19 protein-coding genes are annotated in these 19,721 nt (G+C 69.4%); 10 read left to right on the top strand and 9 right to left on the bottom strand.

From position 1 onward, the window contains the following. Positions 1 to 10: 10 nt before the first annotated feature. From EV644_RS26905 to EV644_RS26900, 3 genes are read left to right on the top strand one after another with little or no spacing between them, the layout of a single operon-like run. Positions 11 to 1,114, top strand: a complete 1,104-nt coding sequence (locus tag EV644_RS26905; protein WP_132191433.1) for a threonine aldolase family protein — start codon at positions 11 to 13, stop codon at positions 1,112 to 1,114. A 13-nt stretch (positions 1,115 to 1,127) separates the two neighbouring features. After that, positions 1,128 to 1,268 (top strand): hypothetical protein, encoded by a 141-nt coding sequence (locus EV644_RS44705; RefSeq protein WP_158292932.1) that lies wholly within the window; start codon positions 1,128 to 1,130, stop codon positions 1,266 to 1,268. 27 nt (positions 1,269 to 1,295) lie between these two features. Next, the gene (locus tag EV644_RS26900) at positions 1,296 to 1,847 is read left to right on the top strand and encodes a dihydrofolate reductase family protein (protein ID WP_132191434.1); all 552 of its coding nucleotides are present in this window, start codon (positions 1,296 to 1,298) and stop codon (positions 1,845 to 1,847) included. Between the two features lie 259 nt (positions 1,848 to 2,106). Here EV644_RS26900 and EV644_RS26895 read toward each other — a convergent pair whose 3' ends face one another. The 3 genes from EV644_RS26895 to EV644_RS26885 all read right to left on the bottom strand — a co-directional run bounded on the left by EV644_RS26895 (position 2,107) and on the right by EV644_RS26885 (position 3,818). After that, positions 2,107 to 2,298: a hypothetical protein gene (locus EV644_RS26895; RefSeq protein WP_132191435.1), complete on the bottom strand. Its 192-nt coding sequence runs from the start codon at positions 2,296 to 2,298 to the stop codon at positions 2,107 to 2,109. Between the two features lie 231 nt (positions 2,299 to 2,529). Then, complete coding sequence (locus EV644_RS26890; protein WP_132191436.1) at positions 2,530 to 3,435, bottom strand: M56 family metallopeptidase; 906 nt, start codon at positions 3,433 to 3,435, stop codon at positions 2,530 to 2,532. Beyond that, positions 3,432 to 3,818: a BlaI/MecI/CopY family transcriptional regulator gene (locus tag EV644_RS26885; RefSeq protein ID WP_255511348.1), complete on the bottom strand. Its 387-nt coding sequence runs from the start codon at positions 3,816 to 3,818 to the stop codon at positions 3,432 to 3,434. Before EV644_RS26885 ends, EV644_RS26890 begins: the two co-directional genes overlap by 4 nt. 79 nt (positions 3,819 to 3,897) lie before the next feature. On the opposite strand from EV644_RS26885, the gene EV644_RS26880 reads away from it, so the two are divergent. From EV644_RS26880 to ftsY, 5 genes are read left to right on the top strand one after another with little or no spacing between them, the layout of a single operon-like run. Beyond that, a complete protein-coding gene (locus EV644_RS26880; RefSeq protein WP_132191437.1) occupies positions 3,898 to 5,295 on the top strand; it encodes a cytochrome ubiquinol oxidase subunit I in 1,398 nt (465 codons plus the stop codon). Positions 5,296 to 5,305: 10 nt separating this feature from the next. Further along, on the top strand, positions 5,306 to 6,337 hold the full coding sequence (cydB, locus tag EV644_RS26875) for a cytochrome d ubiquinol oxidase subunit II (protein ID WP_132191438.1): 1,032 nt from the start codon (positions 5,306 to 5,308) through the stop codon (positions 6,335 to 6,337). Continuing rightward, a complete protein-coding gene (cydD, locus tag EV644_RS26870; protein WP_132191439.1) occupies positions 6,334 to 7,962 on the top strand; it encodes a thiol reductant ABC exporter subunit CydD in 1,629 nt (542 codons plus the stop codon). The genes cydB and cydD overlap by 4 nt, the downstream gene beginning before the upstream one ends. Positions 7,963 to 8,000: 38 nt before the next feature. Beyond that, complete coding sequence (cydC, locus tag EV644_RS26865) at positions 8,001 to 9,662, top strand: thiol reductant ABC exporter subunit CydC (RefSeq protein ID WP_305000086.1); 1,662 nt, start codon at positions 8,001 to 8,003, stop codon at positions 9,660 to 9,662. 43 nt (positions 9,663 to 9,705) lie between these two features. Continuing rightward, positions 9,706 to 10,890: a signal recognition particle-docking protein FtsY gene (gene ftsY, locus EV644_RS26860; protein WP_132191440.1), complete on the top strand. Its 1,185-nt coding sequence runs from the start codon at positions 9,706 to 9,708 to the stop codon at positions 10,888 to 10,890. Positions 10,891 to 10,926: 36 nt separating this feature from the next. Here the strand turns inward: ftsY and EV644_RS26855 are convergent, their stop codons facing one another. Beyond that, entirely contained in the window at positions 10,927 to 11,718 is a 792-nt protein-coding gene (locus EV644_RS26855) for a class I SAM-dependent methyltransferase (protein WP_132191441.1), read from the bottom strand. A gap of 53 nt (positions 11,719 to 11,771) precedes the next feature. On the opposite strand from EV644_RS26855, the gene EV644_RS26850 reads away from it, so the two are divergent. Next, positions 11,772 to 13,073 carry an NAD(P)/FAD-dependent oxidoreductase gene (locus EV644_RS26850; RefSeq protein ID WP_132191442.1) on the top strand — a complete coding sequence of 434 codons (1,302 nt, stop codon included), beginning with the start codon at positions 11,772 to 11,774 and terminating at the stop codon, positions 13,071 to 13,073. Here the strand turns inward: EV644_RS26850 and EV644_RS26845 are convergent. From EV644_RS26845 to EV644_RS26835, 3 genes are read right to left on the bottom strand one after another with little or no spacing between them, the layout of a single operon-like run. After that, positions 13,009 to 13,701 (bottom strand): DivIVA domain-containing protein, encoded by a 693-nt coding sequence (locus EV644_RS26845; RefSeq protein WP_158292931.1) that lies wholly within the window; start codon positions 13,699 to 13,701, stop codon positions 13,009 to 13,011. The genes EV644_RS26850 and EV644_RS26845 overlap by 65 nt on opposite strands. Continuing rightward, positions 13,698 to 14,837 carry a globin domain-containing protein gene (locus tag EV644_RS26840; RefSeq protein ID WP_132191444.1) on the bottom strand — a complete coding sequence of 380 codons (1,140 nt, stop codon included), beginning with the start codon at positions 14,835 to 14,837 and terminating at the stop codon, positions 13,698 to 13,700. The genes EV644_RS26845 and EV644_RS26840 overlap by 4 nt, the downstream gene beginning before the upstream one ends. 6 nt (positions 14,838 to 14,843) lie before the next feature. Beyond that, positions 14,844 to 15,233, bottom strand: a complete 390-nt coding sequence (locus EV644_RS26835; protein WP_158292930.1) for a group I truncated hemoglobin — start codon at positions 15,231 to 15,233, stop codon at positions 14,844 to 14,846. Between the two features lie 1,632 nt (positions 15,234 to 16,865). Between EV644_RS26835 and EV644_RS26830 the strand changes: the two genes are divergently transcribed. Further along, positions 16,866 to 18,071: an RNA polymerase sigma factor gene (locus EV644_RS26830; RefSeq protein ID WP_132191446.1), complete on the top strand. Its 1,206-nt coding sequence runs from the start codon at positions 16,866 to 16,868 to the stop codon at positions 18,069 to 18,071. Here the strand turns inward: EV644_RS26830 and EV644_RS26825 are convergent. Both EV644_RS26825 and EV644_RS26820 read right to left on the bottom strand, forming a co-directional pair. Next, complete coding sequence (locus EV644_RS26825; RefSeq protein WP_132191447.1) at positions 18,043 to 19,026, bottom strand: asparaginase; 984 nt, start codon at positions 19,024 to 19,026, stop codon at positions 18,043 to 18,045. The genes EV644_RS26830 and EV644_RS26825 overlap by 29 nt on opposite strands. A gap of 43 nt (positions 19,027 to 19,069) precedes the next feature. Then, on the bottom strand, positions 19,070 to 19,654 hold the full coding sequence (locus EV644_RS26820) for a helix-turn-helix domain-containing protein (RefSeq protein WP_132191448.1): 585 nt from the start codon (positions 19,652 to 19,654) through the stop codon (positions 19,070 to 19,072). Positions 19,655 to 19,721: the final 67 nt, after the last annotated feature.

Genomic DNA, 19,721 nt, shown 5'->3' with positions numbered 1-19,721 from the left:
GGATGGATGGGTGACTTACTCGACGACGACCGCTTCCGAAGATCTCCGCTCCCGCCGTAAGGCTGCTGCCGCCGAGTGCACCCGCTGGTTGTCCGGCCGGAAGGCCCCGGTGTCCGACAGCCTGCGTGCGCTGGCCGAGGCGGCGACCGAGGAGGAGCGCGACGGCTACGGCAGCGGCGGCGAGGTCGAGCTGCTGGAGCAGGAGGTCGCGGAGCTGCTGGGGAAGCCCGCGGCCGTGTTCGTGCCGAGCGGGATCATGGCTCAGCAGAGTGCGCTCCGGGTGTACGCAGATCGGGCCGGCACTCAGCGGGTGGCGCTGCACGGGCTCTCGCACTTCCTGCAGCACGAGCTGAACGCCCTGGAGGAAGTGCACCACCTACGCATCGAGCGGCTGACCTCCGAGCCGCGGCAGCCCCGGCCGGACGAGCTGGCCGCCATACCGGGTCGCCTGGCCGCTGTGGCGCTGGAACTACCCCTGCGCGACGCCGGGTTCGTGCTGCCGAGCTGGGATGAGCTGGTGGTGTTCGCCGAGGCTTGTGCGGAGCGCGGCGTACCGCTGCATCTGGATGGCGCCCGGCTGTGGGAGAGCACGCCGTACCTGGAGCACAGTCTTGCTGAGGTGGCTGCGCTGGCCTCGACCGTGTACGTGTCGTTCTACAAGGGGCTGGGTGGTCTGAGCGGTGCTGCTGTCGCGGGGCCCGAGGATCTGATCGCAGAGGTACGCCGCTGGCAGCGCAGGCTCGGCGGCAACGTCTACACGCTCTTCCCGTACGCCGTGTCCGCGCGCAACGGGCTCCGCAACGTGCTGCCGCTGATGGGCGACCTCCACCAGCGGGCGATCGAGCTGGCTGCCGCCTTGCAGAGCACGGGATTCCGCGTCTTCCCGGAGCCGCCGCACACCAACTCGTTCCGCGTCTACGCGCCGCGGCCGGCCGAGCAGATCGAGGTGACCGCCGTACGCCGGATGGAGGCGACCCGCGAGTCGACCTCCGGCGCGTGGCAACCGGCCGACGTACCGGGCTGGTCGTTTGTGGAACTGGTGGTGACACCGGACACGTTGCGCTGGGAGATCGACGAGGCGGCGAAGGCTTTGGGGGAACTTCTGGAAGACTGAGGTCGTAGCACTGGTGAGGCTGGTGCACGGCAACAATCGGGGAGAGAAGTCGCTAGTGCTGACGTTCGTCATCACCATGGTCATTCTGCTGGTTCTGTCAGGACTCGTCCTGCTCGCGGTCGCCCGCGGTGAGGGCAAGGGAATCGGCCACTGAGCTACCAAAGCCATTAGATTGTGGGAGATGAGAGAGCTCATCTTCCAGGAATACGTGTCACTCGACGGTTACGCCGCCGGGCCCGGTGACGACCTCACGTTCTTCGACAGCGTCGCGGACCAGGCCGACAGCGACAACCTCGACCTGCTCGAGACCGTCGACACGATGCTGCTCGGAGCGAACACCTACCGCCTGTTCGTCGACTTCTGGCCGACGGCAACCGACGAGGTGATCGCGCCGCACCTGAACCGCCTCCGCAAGGTGGTCGTCTCGTCGACCCTCGACAGCGCGCCGTGGGGCGACTGGGAGCCGGGCGAGATCGTCACCGACCCGGTCGAGGCAGTCACCGCCCTGAAGTCCGAGGAGGGCAAGAACATCATCCTCTGGGGCAGCATCTCCCTCTTCCACACCCTCCTGACCGCAGACCTGGTAGACGAAATCCAACTCCGCGTCTGCCCTGTTCTGTTGGGCGGAGGCAAACCCGTCTTCCCCACCCAGGACACCCCGCAGCCCTTGACCCTCCTGGAAGCAACCCCCTGGGCCACCAACGGCACCCTCCTCCGCTACAAACCCAGCTAGTACTACGTCCCGCCCGCGCGGCTCCTGCGTCGCCTGCTCCTCCGTCGCGGGCTCAGTGGGACCAGGGTGGTCACTGCGGGGGTGCGAGTGCCTGGTTGGTGCGGGCTCATTGCGTGCGCTGGTCGCTAGCCAGGCGGTATTTGGTGAAGTTCCGAGGTGCATCCGCTGGACAGGCCTCGGTGTGCGGTGGGCCTGTCAATTGCTGAGGTCGGGTAAGCGGCGTACGGAAGGACAGGAAGTACTGCGTTCTGTCTGCGCCTCAGCCGTCTCCGTAGGTGTGGAGGTTGGCGTCGTGAGCGACCTCTTCCTGTCGGTCGGTACAGACCGGCCAGAGCAGCAGCTCGGGCGGGCGTCTTGTGAGCCAGGTCGCCCGCCTGCCCACCACCTCGCGCGGCGTCACCACCTCGCGGCGGCCCCGTAGCCAGCCGAGCCCGTCGGGGTAAACAGCCACTCCACCGCGACCGCCTTGGCGTTCGCTGAGCCGGCGACGCAGGAGCGGTTGACGGAGGAGGCGCCTGGGTGTCTGGCCGAACCAGCTCGGGCGCATCCGCTGGAGCCGCCCGGGTACGTGGTCGATCGACCACGGCTGCCGGAGCCCCCGCTTTCACTGAGCCTGCGACGCAGCAGCGGGCGACCCGGGTGGGTGGGAGCGGGCGACGCATGAGCCGCGTGGGGCGGAGTACTAGGTGAGGGCGTTGGCCACGGCTTTGAGGATGGGGGTGGCGACGGTGAAGGTGGGGACCACGAGGAGGAGGACGGCTGTGGTGTAGGTGGCCGATGCCATGACCGGGTGGTTGGGTTCGGGGTCGGCTAGGCGTTGGACACGGAGAACCGTGGAGGACTTGGCTGCGGCCAGGGCGGCTTCGGGGGCGGAGGAGCCGGCGAGGGCTACCAGGGCTCGGGCCAAGGGGAGCGGGCCGTTGCGGCGGCGGGCGTCGTCGTCGGCGAGGAGTTCTACCAGGGTTCGGGCTTGGTCGAGGGCTACGTCGCTGCGGACCCAGCGGGGGAAGGCGTGGTGCAGGGCTGTGAAGGCTTCCAGGACCAGGTCATGCCTCGCGCGCAGATGAGCCTGCTCATGGGCCAGTACCGCCCGCAGTTCACCGTCGTCCAGGCAGTCGAGCGCACCAACGGACACGACCACCCTCGAGCCACGCATTGCGGGCAGGCAGTACGCGAGCGGCGTCTCCTCGGCGAGCACGCGCAGACCCGGGATCAGCCCGTCCGGGGTCGCAAGCACGTCCACTAGATCGCGGTGACGCTTCCGCCGCGCCCTCGTCCCGACAGCAACCCGCCCGACAGCCCAGACCAGCCTGACAGCGACAAGCGCCGTCAACGCAAGCACAGCCGCAGCCGCGAGATCCCGCGCAGACGAAGGATCGAACCGAGGCTCACCAGGCTCACCCGCCGTCGAGTACGACAGCGCGAGCCCAGCCCCGAGAGCAGCCAGTACTGCGGCCAGCGCGATCGCCTGCCACAGGGCAACGGCAGCCCGGGGGATCCGGTACGGCCAGCTGGAGCGAGCCAGGAGAGCCGGTGCCGGCCCGGTCAGCACCAGCGCGAGTGCGGCGAGCAGTAGCGGGGTGATCACCCCTCCCGAGCCTCCAGCCGCGCGAGCGCGTCGCGGAGCAGGGCTGCCTCCTCGTCGCTGACCTGTCCGACGAACCGCACCAGGGCCTCCCGGCGGTCGCCGGCCCGGTCGAGCGCGTCGCGCATCAGATCCGCGGCCATCTCCTCGCGGGGCGCGGCGGCTTTGTAGCGCCAGGCCTTGCCGTCCCGCTCGCGCTCGGTAAGTTTCTTCTTGGCAAGCCGGTCGAGCACCGTCATCACGGTGGTGTAGGCGAGATCGCGGGTGCCCGCGAGCCGCTCGTGCACCTCGCGCACGGTGAGTGCGCCGTCGGCGGCCCAGAGCTGCTCCATCACGAGCCGCTCGAGGTCGCCGAGGGGGCGTGGAGTTCTCGCACCGGTGGCCACGTGACCAGTATAACTACGCAATGTAGTAGATCGACGCTAGCATCTACTACGTAACGTCGTAGACGGCTTGGAGGCCGGCATGGACACCTTGGATCTGGCCAGGTGGCAGTTCGCGATCACCACGGTGTACCACTTCTTCTTCGTCCCGGTGACACTCTCCCTGGTCGCGATCACCGCCGGTCTGCAGACCGCGTGGGTGCGGACCGGCAAGGACAAGTACCTGCGGCTGACCAAGTTCTACGGGAAGCTGTTCCTGATCAACATCGCGATGGGTGTGGTCACCGGACTCGTCCAGGAGTTCCAGTTCGGGATGAACTGGAGCGACTACTCGCGCTTCGTCGGCGACGTGTTCGGCGCGCCCCTGGCGCTGGAGGGATTGCTCGCGTTCTTCCTCGAGTCCACCTTCATCGGGCTGTGGATCTTCGGCTGGGACAGGCTGCCGAAGAAGATCCACCTGGCCTGCATCTGGATGGTGGTGCTCGGCAGCCAGTTGTCGGCGTACTTCATCCTGGCGGCGAACTCCTGGATGCAGAACCCGGTCGGCTTCCGCTACAACGCCGAGCGCGGCCGCGCCGAGCTGACCGACATCGGCGCGGTGCTGACCAACAAGGTCGTCCTGGTCACCTACCCGCACACGATCTTCGCCGCGTTCATGGTCGGCGGCGCGTTCGTCGCCGGGGTCGCGATCTGGCACCTGGTCCGGCACAAGGGTGTCGACACCGACGCGTTCCGGACCGCGATGCGGCTGGGCGCCGTCGTCGTCCTCGTCGCGGGTGCCGGGGTCGCGTTGAGCGGCGACCAGCAGGGCAAGGTGATGACCGAGGTGCAGCCGATGAAGATGGCCGCGGCCGAGGCGTTGTACCAGACGGAGAAGCCGGCCTCGTTCTCGATCTTCACCATCGGCACGCTGGACGGCTCCCGGGAGATCTACTCGCTGAAGGTGCCGTACCTGCTCTCCTTCCTGGCCACCGGGCACTTCGAGGACGAGGTGAAGGGCATCAACTCGCTGCAGGAGGCCTACGAGCAGCTCTACGGACCAGGCTCGTACCACCCGAACATCCCGCTCACCTATTGGACCTTCCGGTTGATGATCGGGGTCGGGATGGCGTCGGCGGTGATCGCGGTCTGGTTGCTCTGGACGACTCGCCGAGGCCGGGCGCCGGCCGGCTGGCTGGCCTGGGTGGCGTTGCCATTGCCGCTGCTGCCGCTGGCCGCGAACTCCTTCGGCTGGATCTTCACCGAGACCGGACGACAACCCTGGCTGGTGTTCGGCCTGCTGCCGACCGCGGCCGGGGTGTCACCCGGCACCACGACGTCCGAGGTACTGACCTCGATGATCGGTTTCACCCTGCTGTACGGCGCACTGGCCGTGGTCGAGGTGAAGCTGATGTTCCGGGCGATTCGTGCGGGCCTCGATCCGGTCGAGTCCGACGATGCGCCGGACCAGCCCGACAAACCGCTCTCCTTCGCGTACTGAGGTGCTGACCATGGAACTCACGACGATCTGGTTCATCGTCATCGCGGGCCTGTGGGTCGGGTACTTCGTGCTCGAGGGGTTCGACTTCGGCGTCGGCATCCTGCTGCGGGTGCTCGGCCGCGACGAGCCCGAGCGGCGCGCGGTGATCACCACCATCGGCCCGGTCTGGGACGGCAACGAGGTCTGGCTGATCGTGGCCGGCGGCGCCACCTTCGCGGCCTTCCCCGAGTGGTACGCGACGCTGTTCAGCGGGTTCTACCTGCCGCTGTTCGCGATCCTGGTCGCGCTGATCCTGCGCGGGGTGGCGCTGGAGTACCGCGGCAAGCGGGACGACCTGGTGTGGCGCTCGCGGATGGACACGATGATCACCATCGGGTCGGTGGCGCCCGCGCTGCTGTGGGGGATCACCTTCGCCAACCTGGTCCGCGGGGTGCCGATCGACTCGTCGCACGAGTTCGTCGGGAGTCTGGGATCCCTGCTCAGCCCGTTCGCGCTACTGGGCGGGGTCGCCTTCACTGCGGTCTTCGTGGCGCACGGCGCGATCTTCCTGGCGCTGAAGACGACGGGGGAGTTGCGGCAGCGGGCGAACCGGTTCGCGTCACTGACAGGTCTCGCAGCCGCCGTCCTGGCCGTTGGCTTCCTTGCCTGGGCTCATGGAATACGTGGCGACCTCGCCTCCGCAGTGGTCGCAGGGGTTGCCGCCGTGGCGTTGCTGGCCGGTCTGGTGGCCAACAGGTTCGGTCGCGAGGGCTGGGCCTTCTTGGGTACGGCGGTCGCGGTCGCGCTGGCGGTGGTCTCGCTGTTCGTGGCGATGTTCCCGGACGTGATGCCGTCGAGTCTCGATCCGGCGTGGAGCCTGACCACCACCAACGCCGCGTCGACGCCGTACACCTTGAAGGCGCTCACGATCATCGCGGGCATCTTCACGCCGCTGGTGCTGCTGTACCAGGGCTGGACGTACTGGGTGTTCCGCAAGCGGATCACCGTCGAGCCCGTCACGGTGTCAACGGTGACCCCACCCCAAGCCGGTCCCGTGTCATGAAGCCGGTGGATCCGAGGTTGCTGCGGAGGGCGCGGGCGGCTCGGGTGTTCCTGGTCGGCTCAGTGCTGATCGGGATCGCCACCGGGCTACTGATCATCCTCCAGGCCGTCCTGCTGGCGAAGGGGATCGCCGGGGTCGTGCTGCACGGTGCCGACATCAGCCGCGTGGCCTGGCAGTTGGCTGCGGTCCTGGTCGCGCGGGCCGCGCTGCAGTGGCTCCAGGAGGTCGTCGCACAGCGGTCGGCGGCCGCAGTGAAGTCGACGCTGCGGCGGCAGGTGCTGGAGCACTCGCTGAAGCTCGGGCCCGCCTGGCTCAGTGGTGAGCGGAGCAGTGCGCTCACCACCCTGCTGACCAAGGGCCTGGACGATCTGGACCCGTACTTCGCCCGCTACCTTCCGCAGTTGGTCCTTGCGGCGACAGTGCCGGCCGGAGTGGTTGCCTGGATGGCCACGGGTGACCTGATCGCTGCCACGACCGTGCTGGTGACGCTGCCGCTCATCCCGGTCTTCATGGCGTTGGTGGGGTGGGCGACGCAGGCCCACAGCCGGCGCAGGCAGCACGCCCTCGCAGTACTGGCGCATCACTTCGCCGACGTGGTGGCCGGGCTGCCCACGCTGAAGCTGTTCGGCCGGGCGAAGGCCCAGGCGGCCGCCGTACGCCGGGTGACCGACCAGCACCGGGTGGCGTCGATGGCCAGCCTGCGGCTGGCGTTCCTGTCGTCGTTCGTGCTGGAACTCCTGGCGAGCATCTCGGTGGCGCTGGTCGCGGTCGGGGTCGGGTTGCGGCTGGTGGAGGGGAAGCTCGGGCTGGAGACGGCGCTGCTGGTGTTGATCCTCGCGCCCGAGGCCTACCTACCCTTGCGGCAAGTCGGTGCGAACTTCCATGCGAGCGCGGACGGCGTCGCGGCCAGCGAGGAAGTGTTCCGCGTACTGGAGACCCCACTGCCCGAGCGCGGCGAGCGGACCGACGTACCGGATCTGCGGGTGATCTCGCTGCACCTGCACGACGTGACGGTTCGCTACCCGGAGCGGGACGAGCCTGTACTGCGGGGCTTCGACCTGGACCTCTGGCCGGGCGAGGTGGTCGCGTTGGCTGGGCCCAGTGGTGCTGGGAAGTCCACGGTGATCGCGACGATCCTCGGGTTCGTTGTGCCCGAGGGCGGCGTGGTCGTGGCCGGGGGGAGTGCGGCGGACGAGTTCGCGCCGGAGCGGTGGCGTGAGCAGTTCGCCTGGGTGCCGCAGCGGCCGGGACTGCGGTTGGGGAGCATCGCGGACAACGTGCGGCTCGGACGGCCCGACGCCAGCGACTACGACGTACTGAGGGCACTGGCTGCTGCAGGTGCTCCCGAGCTCGACCCGGCCAAGGCGGTGGGGGAGGGCGGTCAACTGCTGTCGGGTGGTCAACGGCGCAGGGTGGCGCTGGCACGGGCGCTGATCACCGATGCACCGGTCCTGCTGCTGGACGAGCCGACTGCCGGGCTGGACGCGTCGTCGGAGGCTGCGGTAGTCGCCAACCTGCGGGCAACGGGACGGACCGTGCTGCTGGTGGCGCACCGGCCGGCACTGCTCGCTGCCGCGGACCGAGTGGTCGAGGTGGGCCGAGTGGAAAGCCTGGTGACCGCATGAGCATCGCGACCAGAGCTGGTGTGGCTGGGACTCGGGCTGTGGCACACGCTGGCGGCGGTCTGAGGACTGCGGAGCGGGTGACGGTCGGCTGGTGGGCGTTGGTGAAGCCGGATCGGCGGGCGCGGCCGCGGCTGGCTCTGGCGGTGTTGGCCGGGGTACTGGCGTCGGGGTCGGCTGTGGCGCTGCTGGCTACGTCTGCCTGGCTGATCACGACAGCGGCCGCGCAGCCGCCCGTGCTGATCTTGATGGTGGCGATCGTTGCCGTGCGGGCGTTCGGAGTCGGTCGGGGCTTCTTCCGGTACGTCGAACGGCTGGCGGCCCACGACGCGGCGTACCGGGTGCTCGGCGAGACCCGTTCGCGGATCACCGGGCGGATGGAGGAACTGGCCCCGGCTGGGCTGTCTTCGCTGCGGAGCGGGGACCTGCTGGCTCGTCTTCTCCTGGATGTCGACGCGGTACTGGACCTCTGGCTACGGGTGGTCCTGCCCGTACTCGTTGCCGCCGTGACCGCTACAGCGACGGTTGCGCTGCTCGTGGTGCTGCTGCCCTCGGCGGGTGTCGCTGTGGCTATCGCTGTGGCGCTCGCTTGCACGGTGGTCCCGTGGCTGACGGCGAGCAGTGCCCGGAGAGCCGAGCGATCGATAGCAGGAGCCAGGGGCGACGTAGCGGCCGCTGCGACGGAGACCCTGCTGACTGCCGCCGACGTCGTCGCCTTCAACGCGGTCGACGACGTGCTGGCATCCTTCAGCGCAGCAGATGCTCGTCTGGCTGCCGCAGAGCGCCGCTCGGCCTGGAGTGCAGGGCTGGGCAACGCGCTGCTCGTCCTCTGTGTCGGTGGAGCGAGCCTCGCAGGCCTGGTGCTCGGCCACCAAGCGGCCATCACCGGCCCTGTCTTCGCAGTACTCGTGCTGACCCCGCTGGCCCTCGCTGACGTGCTCGGCGGCATCCCCGCCGCCGCCCAGCTGGCGACACGCGTACGGGCGTCACTGGCCCGCGTACAGGACCTCCTGAGCACGCCGACGCCTGTCACCGAGCCCACGGCGGCACTACCGCTCCCGACAGGCCGGGACCTCGCGATCAAGAACCTGTACGTCGGCTACGACGAAGCGGACGTGCTGCGAGGAGTGGACCTGGTCGTACCGGCCGGGAGCCGGGTAGTTGTGACCGGGCCCAGCGGCTCCGGCAAGAGCACCCTGGCCGCGGTGCTGCTGAGGTTCCTCGAGCCACGGGCCGGGCAGCTCACCCTGGGCGGCGTCGACCTGACCAGGTTGCACGGAGACCAGGTGAGGTCGGTCGTCGGGTTGCTGACCCAGGAGAGCCACGTGTTCGACACGAGCATCCGGGAGAACCTGCTGCTCGCAAGGCCCGGCGCGAGCGACCTGAAGCTATGGAAGGCGCTCTACCGGGCCAGGCTCGGACGGTTCGTCGACGGCCTGCCACAGGGACTCGACACCATGGTGGGCGAGCACGGCGCCCGGTTGTCCGGCGGTGAACGCCAGCGTCTCGCCTTCGCGCGGCTGCTGCTGGCGGACCACGACGTGCTGGTCCTGGACGAGCCCACCGAGCATCTGGACGAGGAGACCGCCCGGGCGCTGCTGTCGGATCTGTTCGCGGCGGCAGGCTCGCGGACCGTAGTACTGCTCACTCACCGGCCCGACCTGGCTCCTCACCTAACGCAACCGGTGGTGGACCTCCGGTGAGCGATGCGGGCCACGGTCCGGGTGTCTGCCAAGATGGGGAATCGTGTTGATCTCTCAGCTTGTCACCCTGCTCACCGACCAGGCCCTGATCGCCATCATCGCGGTGATCGCCGTCCTGCTGGTCGGCGGTACCACCGGACTGGTCATCTCCCGGCGTCGCGCGGCCGAACTGCCGGCGCCCCAGCCGACCCCGGAGATCGCCGAGCCCCAGGTCGGTGACGACGCCGAGGAACCCCGGGACACGCCGACCCGGACGCTCGAGGACACCGAGCTGCCCGAGGCCGGCGCGACCACCACGATCGAGAAGCCCGAGTCCGCCCAGGGCCGGCTGGTCCGGCTGCGGGCGCGGCTGGCCCGCTCGCAGGGTTCGCTCGGTAAGGGGCTGCTCGCGCTGCTGTCGCGGGACAAGCTCGACGACGAGGCGTGGGAGGACATCGAGACCACGCTGATCACGGCCGACGTCGGCGTCGCGCCGACCCAGGAACTGGTCGAGCGCCTGCGCACCCGGGTCCGGGTCGAGGGCGTCACCGCGGAGCAGGCCCGCACCATCCTGCGCGAGGAGCTGATCGCGCTGGTCGACCCATCGCTGGACCGGTCGCTGAAGGTGGAGCGCAAGGAGAACCAGCCCGCTGTCGTGCTGGTCGTCGGCGTGAACGGCACCGGCAAGACCACCACGGTCGGCAAGCTGGCCCGCGTGCTGGTTGCCGAGGACAAGCATGTGGTGCTCGGCGCGGCCGACACCTTCCGCGCGGCGGCGGCCGACCAGCTGCAGACCTGGGGCGAGCGGGTCGGTGTCCGGACCGTCCGCGGCCCCGAGGGCGGCGACCCGGCCAGCATCGCCTTCGACGCGGTCAAGCAGGGCATCGAGGAGCAGGCCGACGTGGTGCTGGTCGACACGGCCGGCCGGCTGCACACCAAGACCGGTCTGATGGACGAGCTCGGCAAGGTCAAGCGGGTGATCGAGAAGACCGCCGAGGTGGACGAGGTACTGCTCGTCATCGACGCCACCACCGGCCAGAACGGCCTCACCCAGGCCCGGGTCTTCGCCGAGGTGATCAACGTGACCGGCCTGGTGCTGACCAAGCTGGACGGCACGGCCAAGGGCGGCATCGTGATCGCCGTGCAGCGCGAGCTGGGCGTCCCGGTCAAGCTCGTCGGCCTCGGTGAGGGCGCGGACGACATGGCCCCCTTCGACGCCGAGCAGTTCGTCGACGCCCTGCTCGACTGAGCGGTCCAGTCCGCCGCCCAGCCAGACGGCTGGTCCTTAGCGCCGCTTGGCCAGGTGGAGGAGGGTCGCGACGTCCAGCACCACGTGGCTCGGCAGTACGGCTGCCAGCGCGTCGACCAGGTCTTGGCGCTCGTCCGCCTCGAGCATCCGGTACGACGACTGGGTGGTCAGGTAGGCCAGGTAGTCCTCGGCGGACAGCTCGCGCTCCCAGCGGTAGACCTCCTGCCTGAGCTCCCCGAACTCGGGCCGCACCGACAGTTCGTCGTACGGCCAGAGCTTCAGCAGGCTCTCCGGCTCAGGCGGCTCACCGGCCGGAGCGAGCATCGGCACCTGCTCGCGGAGCACGCCGAACACCTTGGCCCGTACTACGGGGTCCGCCACTCGGTCGTGGTTCCAGAACAGGGCCAAGGCTCCACTGGGACGCAGGGCAGCCGCCGTACGGGCCCAGCGGGTACCTGGGGCGGTCCAGTGGAACGCCTGCGCGCTGTAGACCAGGTCGTAGGTCTCCTCCGGCTGGTACGTCTCCAGTGACGCCATCGCGATGTTCACGGCGAGGCCGGCCACGCGCTGACGCAGTACGACGGCCATGGCCGGGTCGGGCTCCAGCGCGGTGATGCGGAGGCCGCGGCCCGCGAAGGCGACCGTGGCCTTGCCGGTGCCGGCACCGATGTCGAGAGCCGCCTGCTGGGAGGGCGCGTAGGCGAGCACCTCGTCGACGAGCGCTTCCGGGTAGCCGGGGCGGACCCGCTCGTACTCCGTCGCCACCTCGCCGAACACCAGTGCCTGCACCCGGTCCGTGGTGATGTCTTCGTCGCTCTCCCCAGTCATGCCGAGGAGCTTAGCCGTGGCTTGAGGGGAGCCGATCTGGTAACGAAGGGGGTATGACGCCGAGGATTGTGATCATTGGGGCGGGCTTCGCCGGGTATCACGCCGCCAAGACGCTCTGCAAGCTGGCCAAGGGCCGAGCCGAGATCGTGGTCGTCAATCCGACCGACTACTTTCTCTACCTCCCGCTCCTGCCCGAGGTGGCGACCGGCATCCTCGAACCGCGCCGGGTGACGGTGTCGCTCGCGGACACCCTCCCCGACGTCCGGCTGGTGCTCGGCGAGGTCGACGGGCTCGACCTCGAGAAGCGCATAGTCCGGTACGCCGATCCGGGCGACCGGCCCGGGGAGATCGGGTACGACCGGCTGATCATCGCGGCCGGCAGTGTGAACAAGCTGCTGCCGATCCCGGGGGTCGCCGAGCACGCGCACGGGTTCCGGGGGATTCCCGAGGCCGTGTTCCTGCGGGACCACCTGACCCAGCAGATCGAACGGGCCGACGCCACGGACGACCAGGCCGAGCGGGACTCGTTCTGCACGTTCGTGGTGGTCGGAGCCGGCTACACCGGCACGGAGGTGGCCGCGCACGGCGTGCTCTACACCGATCTCCTCAAGAAGCGGCGGCCTCGCCTGCGGAACCAGCGGATCCAGTGGATGCTGCTGGACATCGCCGACCGGGTCATGCCCGAGCTGGACATCCGGTTGTCCCGCACAGCCGACAAGGTGCTCCGCGATCGCGGTGTCGACGTACGGATGAAGATGTCGGTCGAGGAGGCCACCCGGGAGGGCGTGCGGCTCACGGACAAGGAGTTCGTGCCCACCCAGTCGCTGATCTGGTGTGTGGGCGTCCGCCCGGACCCGGTGGTCGAGGCACTCGGGCTGAAGACGGAGAGGGGCCGTCTGTCGGTCGACGAGTTCCTGAACGTACCGGGGCACCCTGACGTGTACGCGTGCGGCGACGCGGCCGCGGTACCGGATCTGACCAGGCCGGGTGAGGTGACGCCGATGACGGCGCAGCACGCCGAACGGCAGGGCAGGCGGGCGGCCCACAACGTCGCGGCGAGCTTCGGGACGGGCGAGCGCAAGGCGTACTCGCACAAGGACCTGGGTTTCGTCGTGGACCTCGGCGGAACCCAGGCTGCGGCCGACCCGCTGCAGATCCCGCTGTCAGGCCTCCTGGCCAAGGTGGTGACGCGCGGCTACCACCTGCTGTCGATGCCGGGGAACCGGATCCGCACCGCGACCGAATGGCTCCTGGACGCGACGCTGACCCGGCAGACAACTCACCTCGGCGTCATCCCGGCCGCCGATGTCCCGCTGGAGACGGCAAGCCCAGAGCGTCCTGGCCACCGCCACTAGAGCCCGGAGCGTTCGGGGCACCGCCATTGGACGACAGGTCTGTCCACCATTCGACCTCGCCCTGAGCTGACGCCTGGGCTTGTGCCTGTGCCTGTGCCTCTGGAGTCTGCGGCAGGTGGCCGAGCCGCTCCACCTGCTCCGCCAGGGCATCCAGTACCGAGCGGAGCTGCACGTGGGCGACCTGGGTGAAGGTCCGCACGTACTCGAGCTCAGCCGCCTGTACTTCGGTGGCCGGCAACCGCTTGACCGCTGTCTCCACCGAGTCGTGCGCCTGCTGCAGTACGTCGCGCTGCTGGTGCCGGGCCGACTCCACCAGGTCCTTGGCGTACTGCTCGGCCTCGGCGACCAGGTTGTCCGCGATCTGCTGCGCCTGGCTCAGCAGGCCGACCGCGTGGGCCGTGATGTGCGCGCGCTGCTCCGAGTCCGGGTTGGTGTTGCGGACCCGCTCCAGCTCGGCGCGGAGCTCGGCCCGGTCGGCGTCGGCGTACTCGATCTGCTCCGCCAGCGCCGCCAGGTACTGCGCCACTTCGTCCGGGTCCAGGCCTTTGCGCCGGGTGCTGAACGTCTGGTGCCGGATTGCGTGCGGCGACTGGGCGGGTCTCCGGGCGAACGGGTCTTCGGGCGTCACTGCTGGCCCCCTGCCGAAGTAGTGGTCCCGAAGGACTCGAAGCGGATGTCGGCCGCCGGGGTGCCGGCTCCGGTGAGTTCGTCGACGGTGTGCGCGACCATGGACGGCGAACCGCACACCAGCGCGGTGTGCCCCGTCCACGGCCCGTACTCCGCGGCCACCGAGCCGACCAGACCCCGCTGGCCCGGGTACGACCTGTCGTCGGACACGACTGGCGTGTAGCTGAACCAGGGCCGCTGGGTGAGTCTGGTGAGCTGTTTGTGCTCGTAGAGGTTCCAGGGCATCCGGGCGCCGTGGAACAGGTGCACCCGGGGGATGTCGTCCGGCTGCGTGCGGCGGTCGAGTTGCTCGAGCATCGCCCGCAGCGGAGCCAGTCCGGTCCCGCCGGCCACCATCAGGATGTCCTTGCGGCCGTGGTCCGGGAGCTTGAGCGTGTCGCCGACCGCGGCACCGAGCCGGACCGGGTCGCCCGGCTTGAGCGACCTCACGGCGGGACCGCTGACCTGACCGCCCGGGACCAGCCCGATGTGCAGCTCGATCGACCCGTCGTCGCGCGGCGCGTTCGCCGGGCTGAAGTAGCGCCAGCGCCGCGGCCGGTACGGGATCTCGAGGGCGACCGACTGGCCCGGCTGGTACGCGAGCGGCTGCTGTGGGCGGATCTGCACGATCGTGACGTCCATGGTGCGGCGGTCGACGCCCAGCACCTCGCCCGGCCACCAGGCCGGTGTCTCCTCCGCCGACTCCTCGGCCGCCTGGACCATCACGGTCGCGACCAGACCGTAAGCCTCGGCCCAGTCGGCCGCCAGCTCAGACGTCCACGCGGCGCCGAGGAAGTGCTGCAGCGTCGCGAGCAGCGAGGCCCCGACGGCTGAGTAGTGCTCGGCGATCACCGAGAACCGACGGTGGTCCCGGCCGAGCTGCTGCAGGAACGGCACCACCTCGTCGAGCTGCGCGGCGTTGCTCACCACGGCGCCGAGTGCTCCGACGAGCTTGTCCCGCTGGGCTGCCATCGAGACCGGGAACATCTCCCGGACCTCTGGGTGGGACAGGAACAAGTGTGAATAGAAGAACAGCGGGACCTCGTCGCCCGACTTGGCGACCAGGGCCCAACTGTTCTTCAGCGCGGCCGGATCCATCCGGGGTCAGCGCGCGGTGACGATGTCGCCCTGGGTGGCACCGAGCGCCTGGACGACCCGCCCGACGATGTCCTCCGGCACGCTGTGCGCCGCGAGCGCCGCGATCAGGTGCTCGACCACCCGGCCGAAGTCGGCGTCGGTGATGCCGCGGCCGCGGTGCGCCTCGGCCAGGTCGGCACCCTCGTACGAGACCGGGCCGCCCATCACCTGGGAGACGAGCTGTACCTGGTGCCGCTTGAGCCGGGCCAGGTCCGTGCCCTCGAAGTACCCGACGAGCTGCGGGTCCGCCAGAACGCTCTGGTAGAACAAATCCACCACCGACGAGATCGCGGCGCCCCCGCCGACGGCGGCGTAGTCGCTGGTGATCTCGTTGCTGGTCTGCGAGTGCTCAACCACGGAGCAACCATCTCCCAAAGAGTCTCGTAATTATCCCCGAGCAGGCCGATCCGAACACTTCAAGCAGGTGATGGTCAAGTCGAACGGCGGTTTTCGGAAGGATCCGACCGTACTTCGTTCTGACGTTGACAACTTTGCTGTAACTGGGAAGTCTTGTTTGTCGCCCATTTGCCGGAAGGTTGCCTATAGCAAGAATCCATCAGAAACGATTGACTTTTCGACCAGCACGCTCAGAACACGTAATTGCCTCAGGCAACTATCGGAAATGTGTCTGACGCCACGCCCGGATCGATGTTTACCAGCACCCCGACCCGGGAATCCTACGCCTCCTCGGCGAGGCTACCCCTGAGGTGGTCGGCTGAGGCAGTTGCGTCCCGAATCTGACCCGCGTTGCGTTCCCGTGGCTGGGTAGTCGCGAACAATGCGCTGGTCTGGTTCCACCGGCATGGGCCAGAGTGATTGTCTCCCCGAGTTGGTGTGGTTCCGCCGGCATCGGTTCGGGTGGTTGCGTCCCCGGGCTGCGTGATGGTCCTAGTCGGGCCGGTGTGCGTCAAGAGCGCTTCGCGTCCCTTCGGGATCGGAACAAGTTCCGACTCTTGACCCACCCCACCCCGACCAGGGAAGGAACGCAGCTATCCCGGAGCCGCTGGGGGGTGTGGCGACAAGGGCCGGGGACACGTCCGGTGCCCAAAGTGCGGGTCCTGGGGCGCCGGCAGGCTGTCGCTGGCGGGTTGTTCGGCCGCTGGCGCCCTACTGGCCGCCAGCCGGCGAGCATCCCGCCAGTGGACCCCGAAACGAGCCACAAGTCGCCGAACAACCGGCCAGCCGGCTGACAACCTGCCAGTGGTCGAACAACCCGTCGGCGCCAGCCCCCGAATCGGCACAACCACCACCACCCGGGCGAGAACCCACCCCCGGGAACCCGTTGGCGTACCGACGGACAGGAAGTAGTCGCCGCACACGCCACCCCGACGGGCCGCCCACGCCTGGAACCTCCGCGACCACCCCAGTACTACCTGCCGGTCGGTACACCCCACCCCCGAAAACACCACCCCGGACCGGCTCACACCTCCGTCGCCCGGTACACCCCACCGCGAAAGCACCACCTCGACCCGGCTCAGACCCCTCCGCGGGATCCGCGTAGCTGCGTCCTTCCCTGGTCGGGGTGGGGTGGGTCAAGAGTCGAAACTTGTTTCGATCCCGAAGGGACGCGAAGCGCTCTTGACGCACCCCAGCACGACTAGCACCATCACGCAGCGGAGACCGCAAACCACCCGCACCCATGCCCGGGGAACCCCACGCTCGGTCGGGGAACGACGCGCCGGCACACCGGCGTACCGGTCGAGCGGCGTATCGGCGGACCGCGTACTGGCCAACGCGGGGACGCAGAGGAGGCAGGGAGACGCGGACGCGGGGCGGCGGCGGCCCAGCGGGCCGCCGACCGGGCCGGCCTGCGGGCTGGAACCAGACGTCGGCAACCTGGCGTCGGCAACCTGGCGTCGGCAACCTGGCGTCGGCAACCTGGCGTCGGCAACCTGGCGTCGGCAACCGGGCGTCGGTGAATGGGTGGGGCGGCGAGCGGGTGGGCGGGTGGGCCCGGCGGGGTGGGGTGGAGTGGGTGATGATGGGGGCGTGGAGGGGATTGATGGGTTGTTGCGGGAGTTGACGCCGCAGGTGGTTGGGGTGGTGGTGCGGCGGTTTGGGGACTTTGCGGCGGCTGAGGATGCTGTGCAGGAGGCGTTGATTGCTGCGGCGCGGACCTGGCCGCGGGATGGGGTGCCTGACAATCCGCGCGGGTGGTTGATCCAGGCGGCTTCGCGGCGGTTGATCGACGAGATCCGGCAGGACCAGGCGCGGCGGCGCCGGGAGGAGTTGGCGGCGCGGCGTGAGGTGCCGGCCGAGGAGGTCGAGGAGCAGGACGACACGCTGCGGTTGTTGTTCCTGTGCTGCCACCCCGCCTTGTCACCCGCGTCCGCGATCGCGTTGACGCTCCGCGCGGTGGGCGGCCTGACGACGGCCGAGATCGCGAAGGCGTACCTGGTGCCCGAGGCGACCATGGCGCAGCGGATCACCCGGGCGAAGGCGCGGCTCAAGGGCCAGGAGTTCGAGCTGCAGGAGAGCGACGAGCGGTTGCGCCAGGTGCTGCACGTCCTCTACTTGGTGTTCAACGAGGGGTACGCGAGCAGCAGCGGCGCAGATCTCCAGCGCAGCGACCTCTCCGCAGAAGCGATCCGGCTGACCTGGATGGTGCACCGGTCACTGCCGGAGAACGGCCAGGTGATGGGACTGCTGGCGTTGATGCTGCTCAACGACGCGCGCAGGCTCGCCCGGACCGGCCCCGCGGGTGAGCTGATCCCGCTGGCGGACCAGGACCGCAGCCTGTGGGACCAGGAGCTGATCACCGAAGGACTCGCGCTGGCCGTCGACGCGTTCGGACGGCAGCCGCTGGGGGAGTATCAGTTGCAGGCGGCGATCGCCGCGCTGCATGACGAGGTGGACAAGCCGGAGGACACCGACTGGCCGCAGATCCTCGCGCTGTACGGCCTGCTGGAGGAGTTGTCCGGCAACCCCATGGTGACGGTGAATCGTGCGATCGCCCTGGCCATGGTGGAAGGACCCGAGGCCGGACTGGAACTCCTCGAACCTTTGGACGAGAAGCTCCCGGGGCACTACCGGCTGGACGCGGTACGGGGGCATTTCTGGGAGATGCTCGGTGACGACGAGGCCGCCGCGAACCACTTCCGCGCGGCGGCCCGGCGTACGACGAGCCTGCCGGAGCGGGACTATCTGATCACCAAGGCGGCCGAGGTCAGTGGTGCTGCGCGAAGGCCGCGATGATCTCGTCGTGACCCTCACCTGTTGCCAAGAGCAACCGTAGGAGGACGCGCGCCTTGTAGGGGTCGAGGAAGCCGCCGTCGATCAGCCCGCGGCCGAGCAGGTCCGACTCCGACCCGACCGACTTGTAGGTGTTGCGCAGTACCGAACCGCCGCCGGTCCGCGAGGTGAGCACGACCGGGATACGTTCGGCGAGCGCGCCGAGGACCGGCGCGAGCGCGGACGGCACGTGCCCGACGCCATACCCGGCGACCACCAGGCCTTGGTGCGTGTCGGCCAGACCGTCGAGCAGCAGGCCGTCGTCATCAAGGGTGACCGTGTAGAGCGCCACTCGCGTCGCGTCGAGATCCGCCGGCTCGGCCCGGCCCGGTACGCCGTCCTGCCGGGCGGGGCGGGTGAGGATGCGGACCTGGCCCTCGACCACCTGGCCGATCGGTCCGGCGTTGGGCGAGGTGAACGTCGCAGTACTCGTACTGTGGGTCTTCCGGACCCAGCGGGCGGCGTGGATCTCGTCGTTGAGGACGACCAGGGCGCCGAGGTCGCGGGCCGCGGGGGAGCAGGCGACCCGGGCGGCGGCGAGCAGGTTCGCCGGGCCGTCGTGGCCGGCCAGCGTCGGGTTGCGCATCGCGCCGGTGAGGACGAACGGGTGGGAGTGCGGCCAGACCTGGTCGACCACGAACGCCGTCTCCTCCAGGGTGTCCGTGCCCTGGGTGACGACGATGCCGGTGGCGCCGTTGCTGATCGCCTTCGACGCGGCATCGACGACATCGAGCATCTTGGCGAGCGTCAGGTTGGCGCTCGACACCGCCTCCACGTCCTGTACGTCGATCGGCCGGCCGAGGTCCGCCAGTCCGGGCACAGCCGCGGTCAGGTCGGCGCCGGTCAGCCGCCGGACGCCGTCGGACGTATGCCCGGCCATCGCGATGGTGCCGCCGAGGGTGAACAACGCGACGCTCACGTGCAGGGTCCTCTCTAATGGTTGACCGCCCGGAAAGCTATCACTACTTGGAGCGAGCACGGACGTGCAGCCGCTCGCCCTGCGGGCCGAACAGGCAGAGCATCTCGGCCGATCCAGGCCCGGGGTTGCCGAACCAGTGCGGGACCCTCGTGTCGAACTCCGCCACCTCGCCCTCCAACAGGACGATGTCGCGATCGCCCAGCACCAGCCGGATCCGGCCGGACAGCACGTAGATCCAGTCGTAGCCCTCGTGGGTCCGCTGGTCCGGTTCGCCGCCCGGCCAGCCCTCCGGCACGATCTGCTTGTACGCCTGGAGCCCGCCCGGCCTTCGACTCAGCGGGATCATCGTCGCGCCGTGGTGCCGGATCGGCTTCGCGTGGATGCGGGGGTCACCGGTCGGGGGCGCGTCCACCAGTTCGTCAAGCTGGACCTGGTGCGCCCGGGCCAGCGGCAGCAGCAGTTCCAGCGTCGGGCGGCGCTGACCCGCCTCCAACCGGGACAGCGTGCTCACCGAGATGCCGGTGGACGCCGACAACTGGGCGAGCGTCGTACCGCGCTCCTGCCGCAGCGACCGCAGTCTCGGGCCGACCGCTTCCAGGACGTCGTCGAAAGGATCCACGGTTGCCATCTTGGCAAACTTTCTTGTCGTTTTCGAGAAACCGGCGAACTGTGGGGCCACAGACTGCGGATCGATG

The sequence above is a fragment of the Kribbella orskensis genome (assembly GCF_004342085.1).
GTDB lineage: Bacteria > Actinomycetota > Actinomycetes > Propionibacteriales > Kribbellaceae > Kribbella > Kribbella orskensis.
Note: the sequence above shows the minus strand (reverse complement) of the source record. Positions and strands in the feature narration are given on the sequence as shown.

Coding starts and splice junctions, on each gene's coding strand:
- EV644_RS26900 (WP_132191434.1), top strand. CDS start 1,296: ATGAGAGAGCTCATCTTCCAGGAATACGTGTCACTCGACGGTTACGCC.
- EV644_RS26880 (WP_132191437.1), top strand. CDS start 3,898: ATGGACACCTTGGATCTGGCCAGGTGGCAGTTCGCGATCACCACGGTG.
- cydB (WP_132191438.1), top strand. CDS start 5,306: ATGGAACTCACGACGATCTGGTTCATCGTCATCGCGGGCCTGTGGGTC.
- cydD (WP_132191439.1), top strand. CDS start 6,334: ATGAAGCCGGTGGATCCGAGGTTGCTGCGGAGGGCGCGGGCGGCTCGG.
- EV644_RS26855 (WP_132191441.1), bottom strand. CDS start 11,718: ATGACTGGGGAGAGCGACGAAGACATCACCACGGACCGGGTGCAGGCA.
- EV644_RS26850 (WP_132191442.1), top strand. CDS start 11,772: ATGACGCCGAGGATTGTGATCATTGGGGCGGGCTTCGCCGGGTATCAC.
- EV644_RS26840 (WP_132191444.1), bottom strand. CDS start 14,837: ATGGATCCGGCCGCGCTGAAGAACAGTTGGGCCCTGGTCGCCAAGTCG.
- EV644_RS26820 (WP_132191448.1), bottom strand. CDS start 19,654: ATGGCAACCGTGGATCCTTTCGACGACGTCCTGGAAGCGGTCGGCCCG.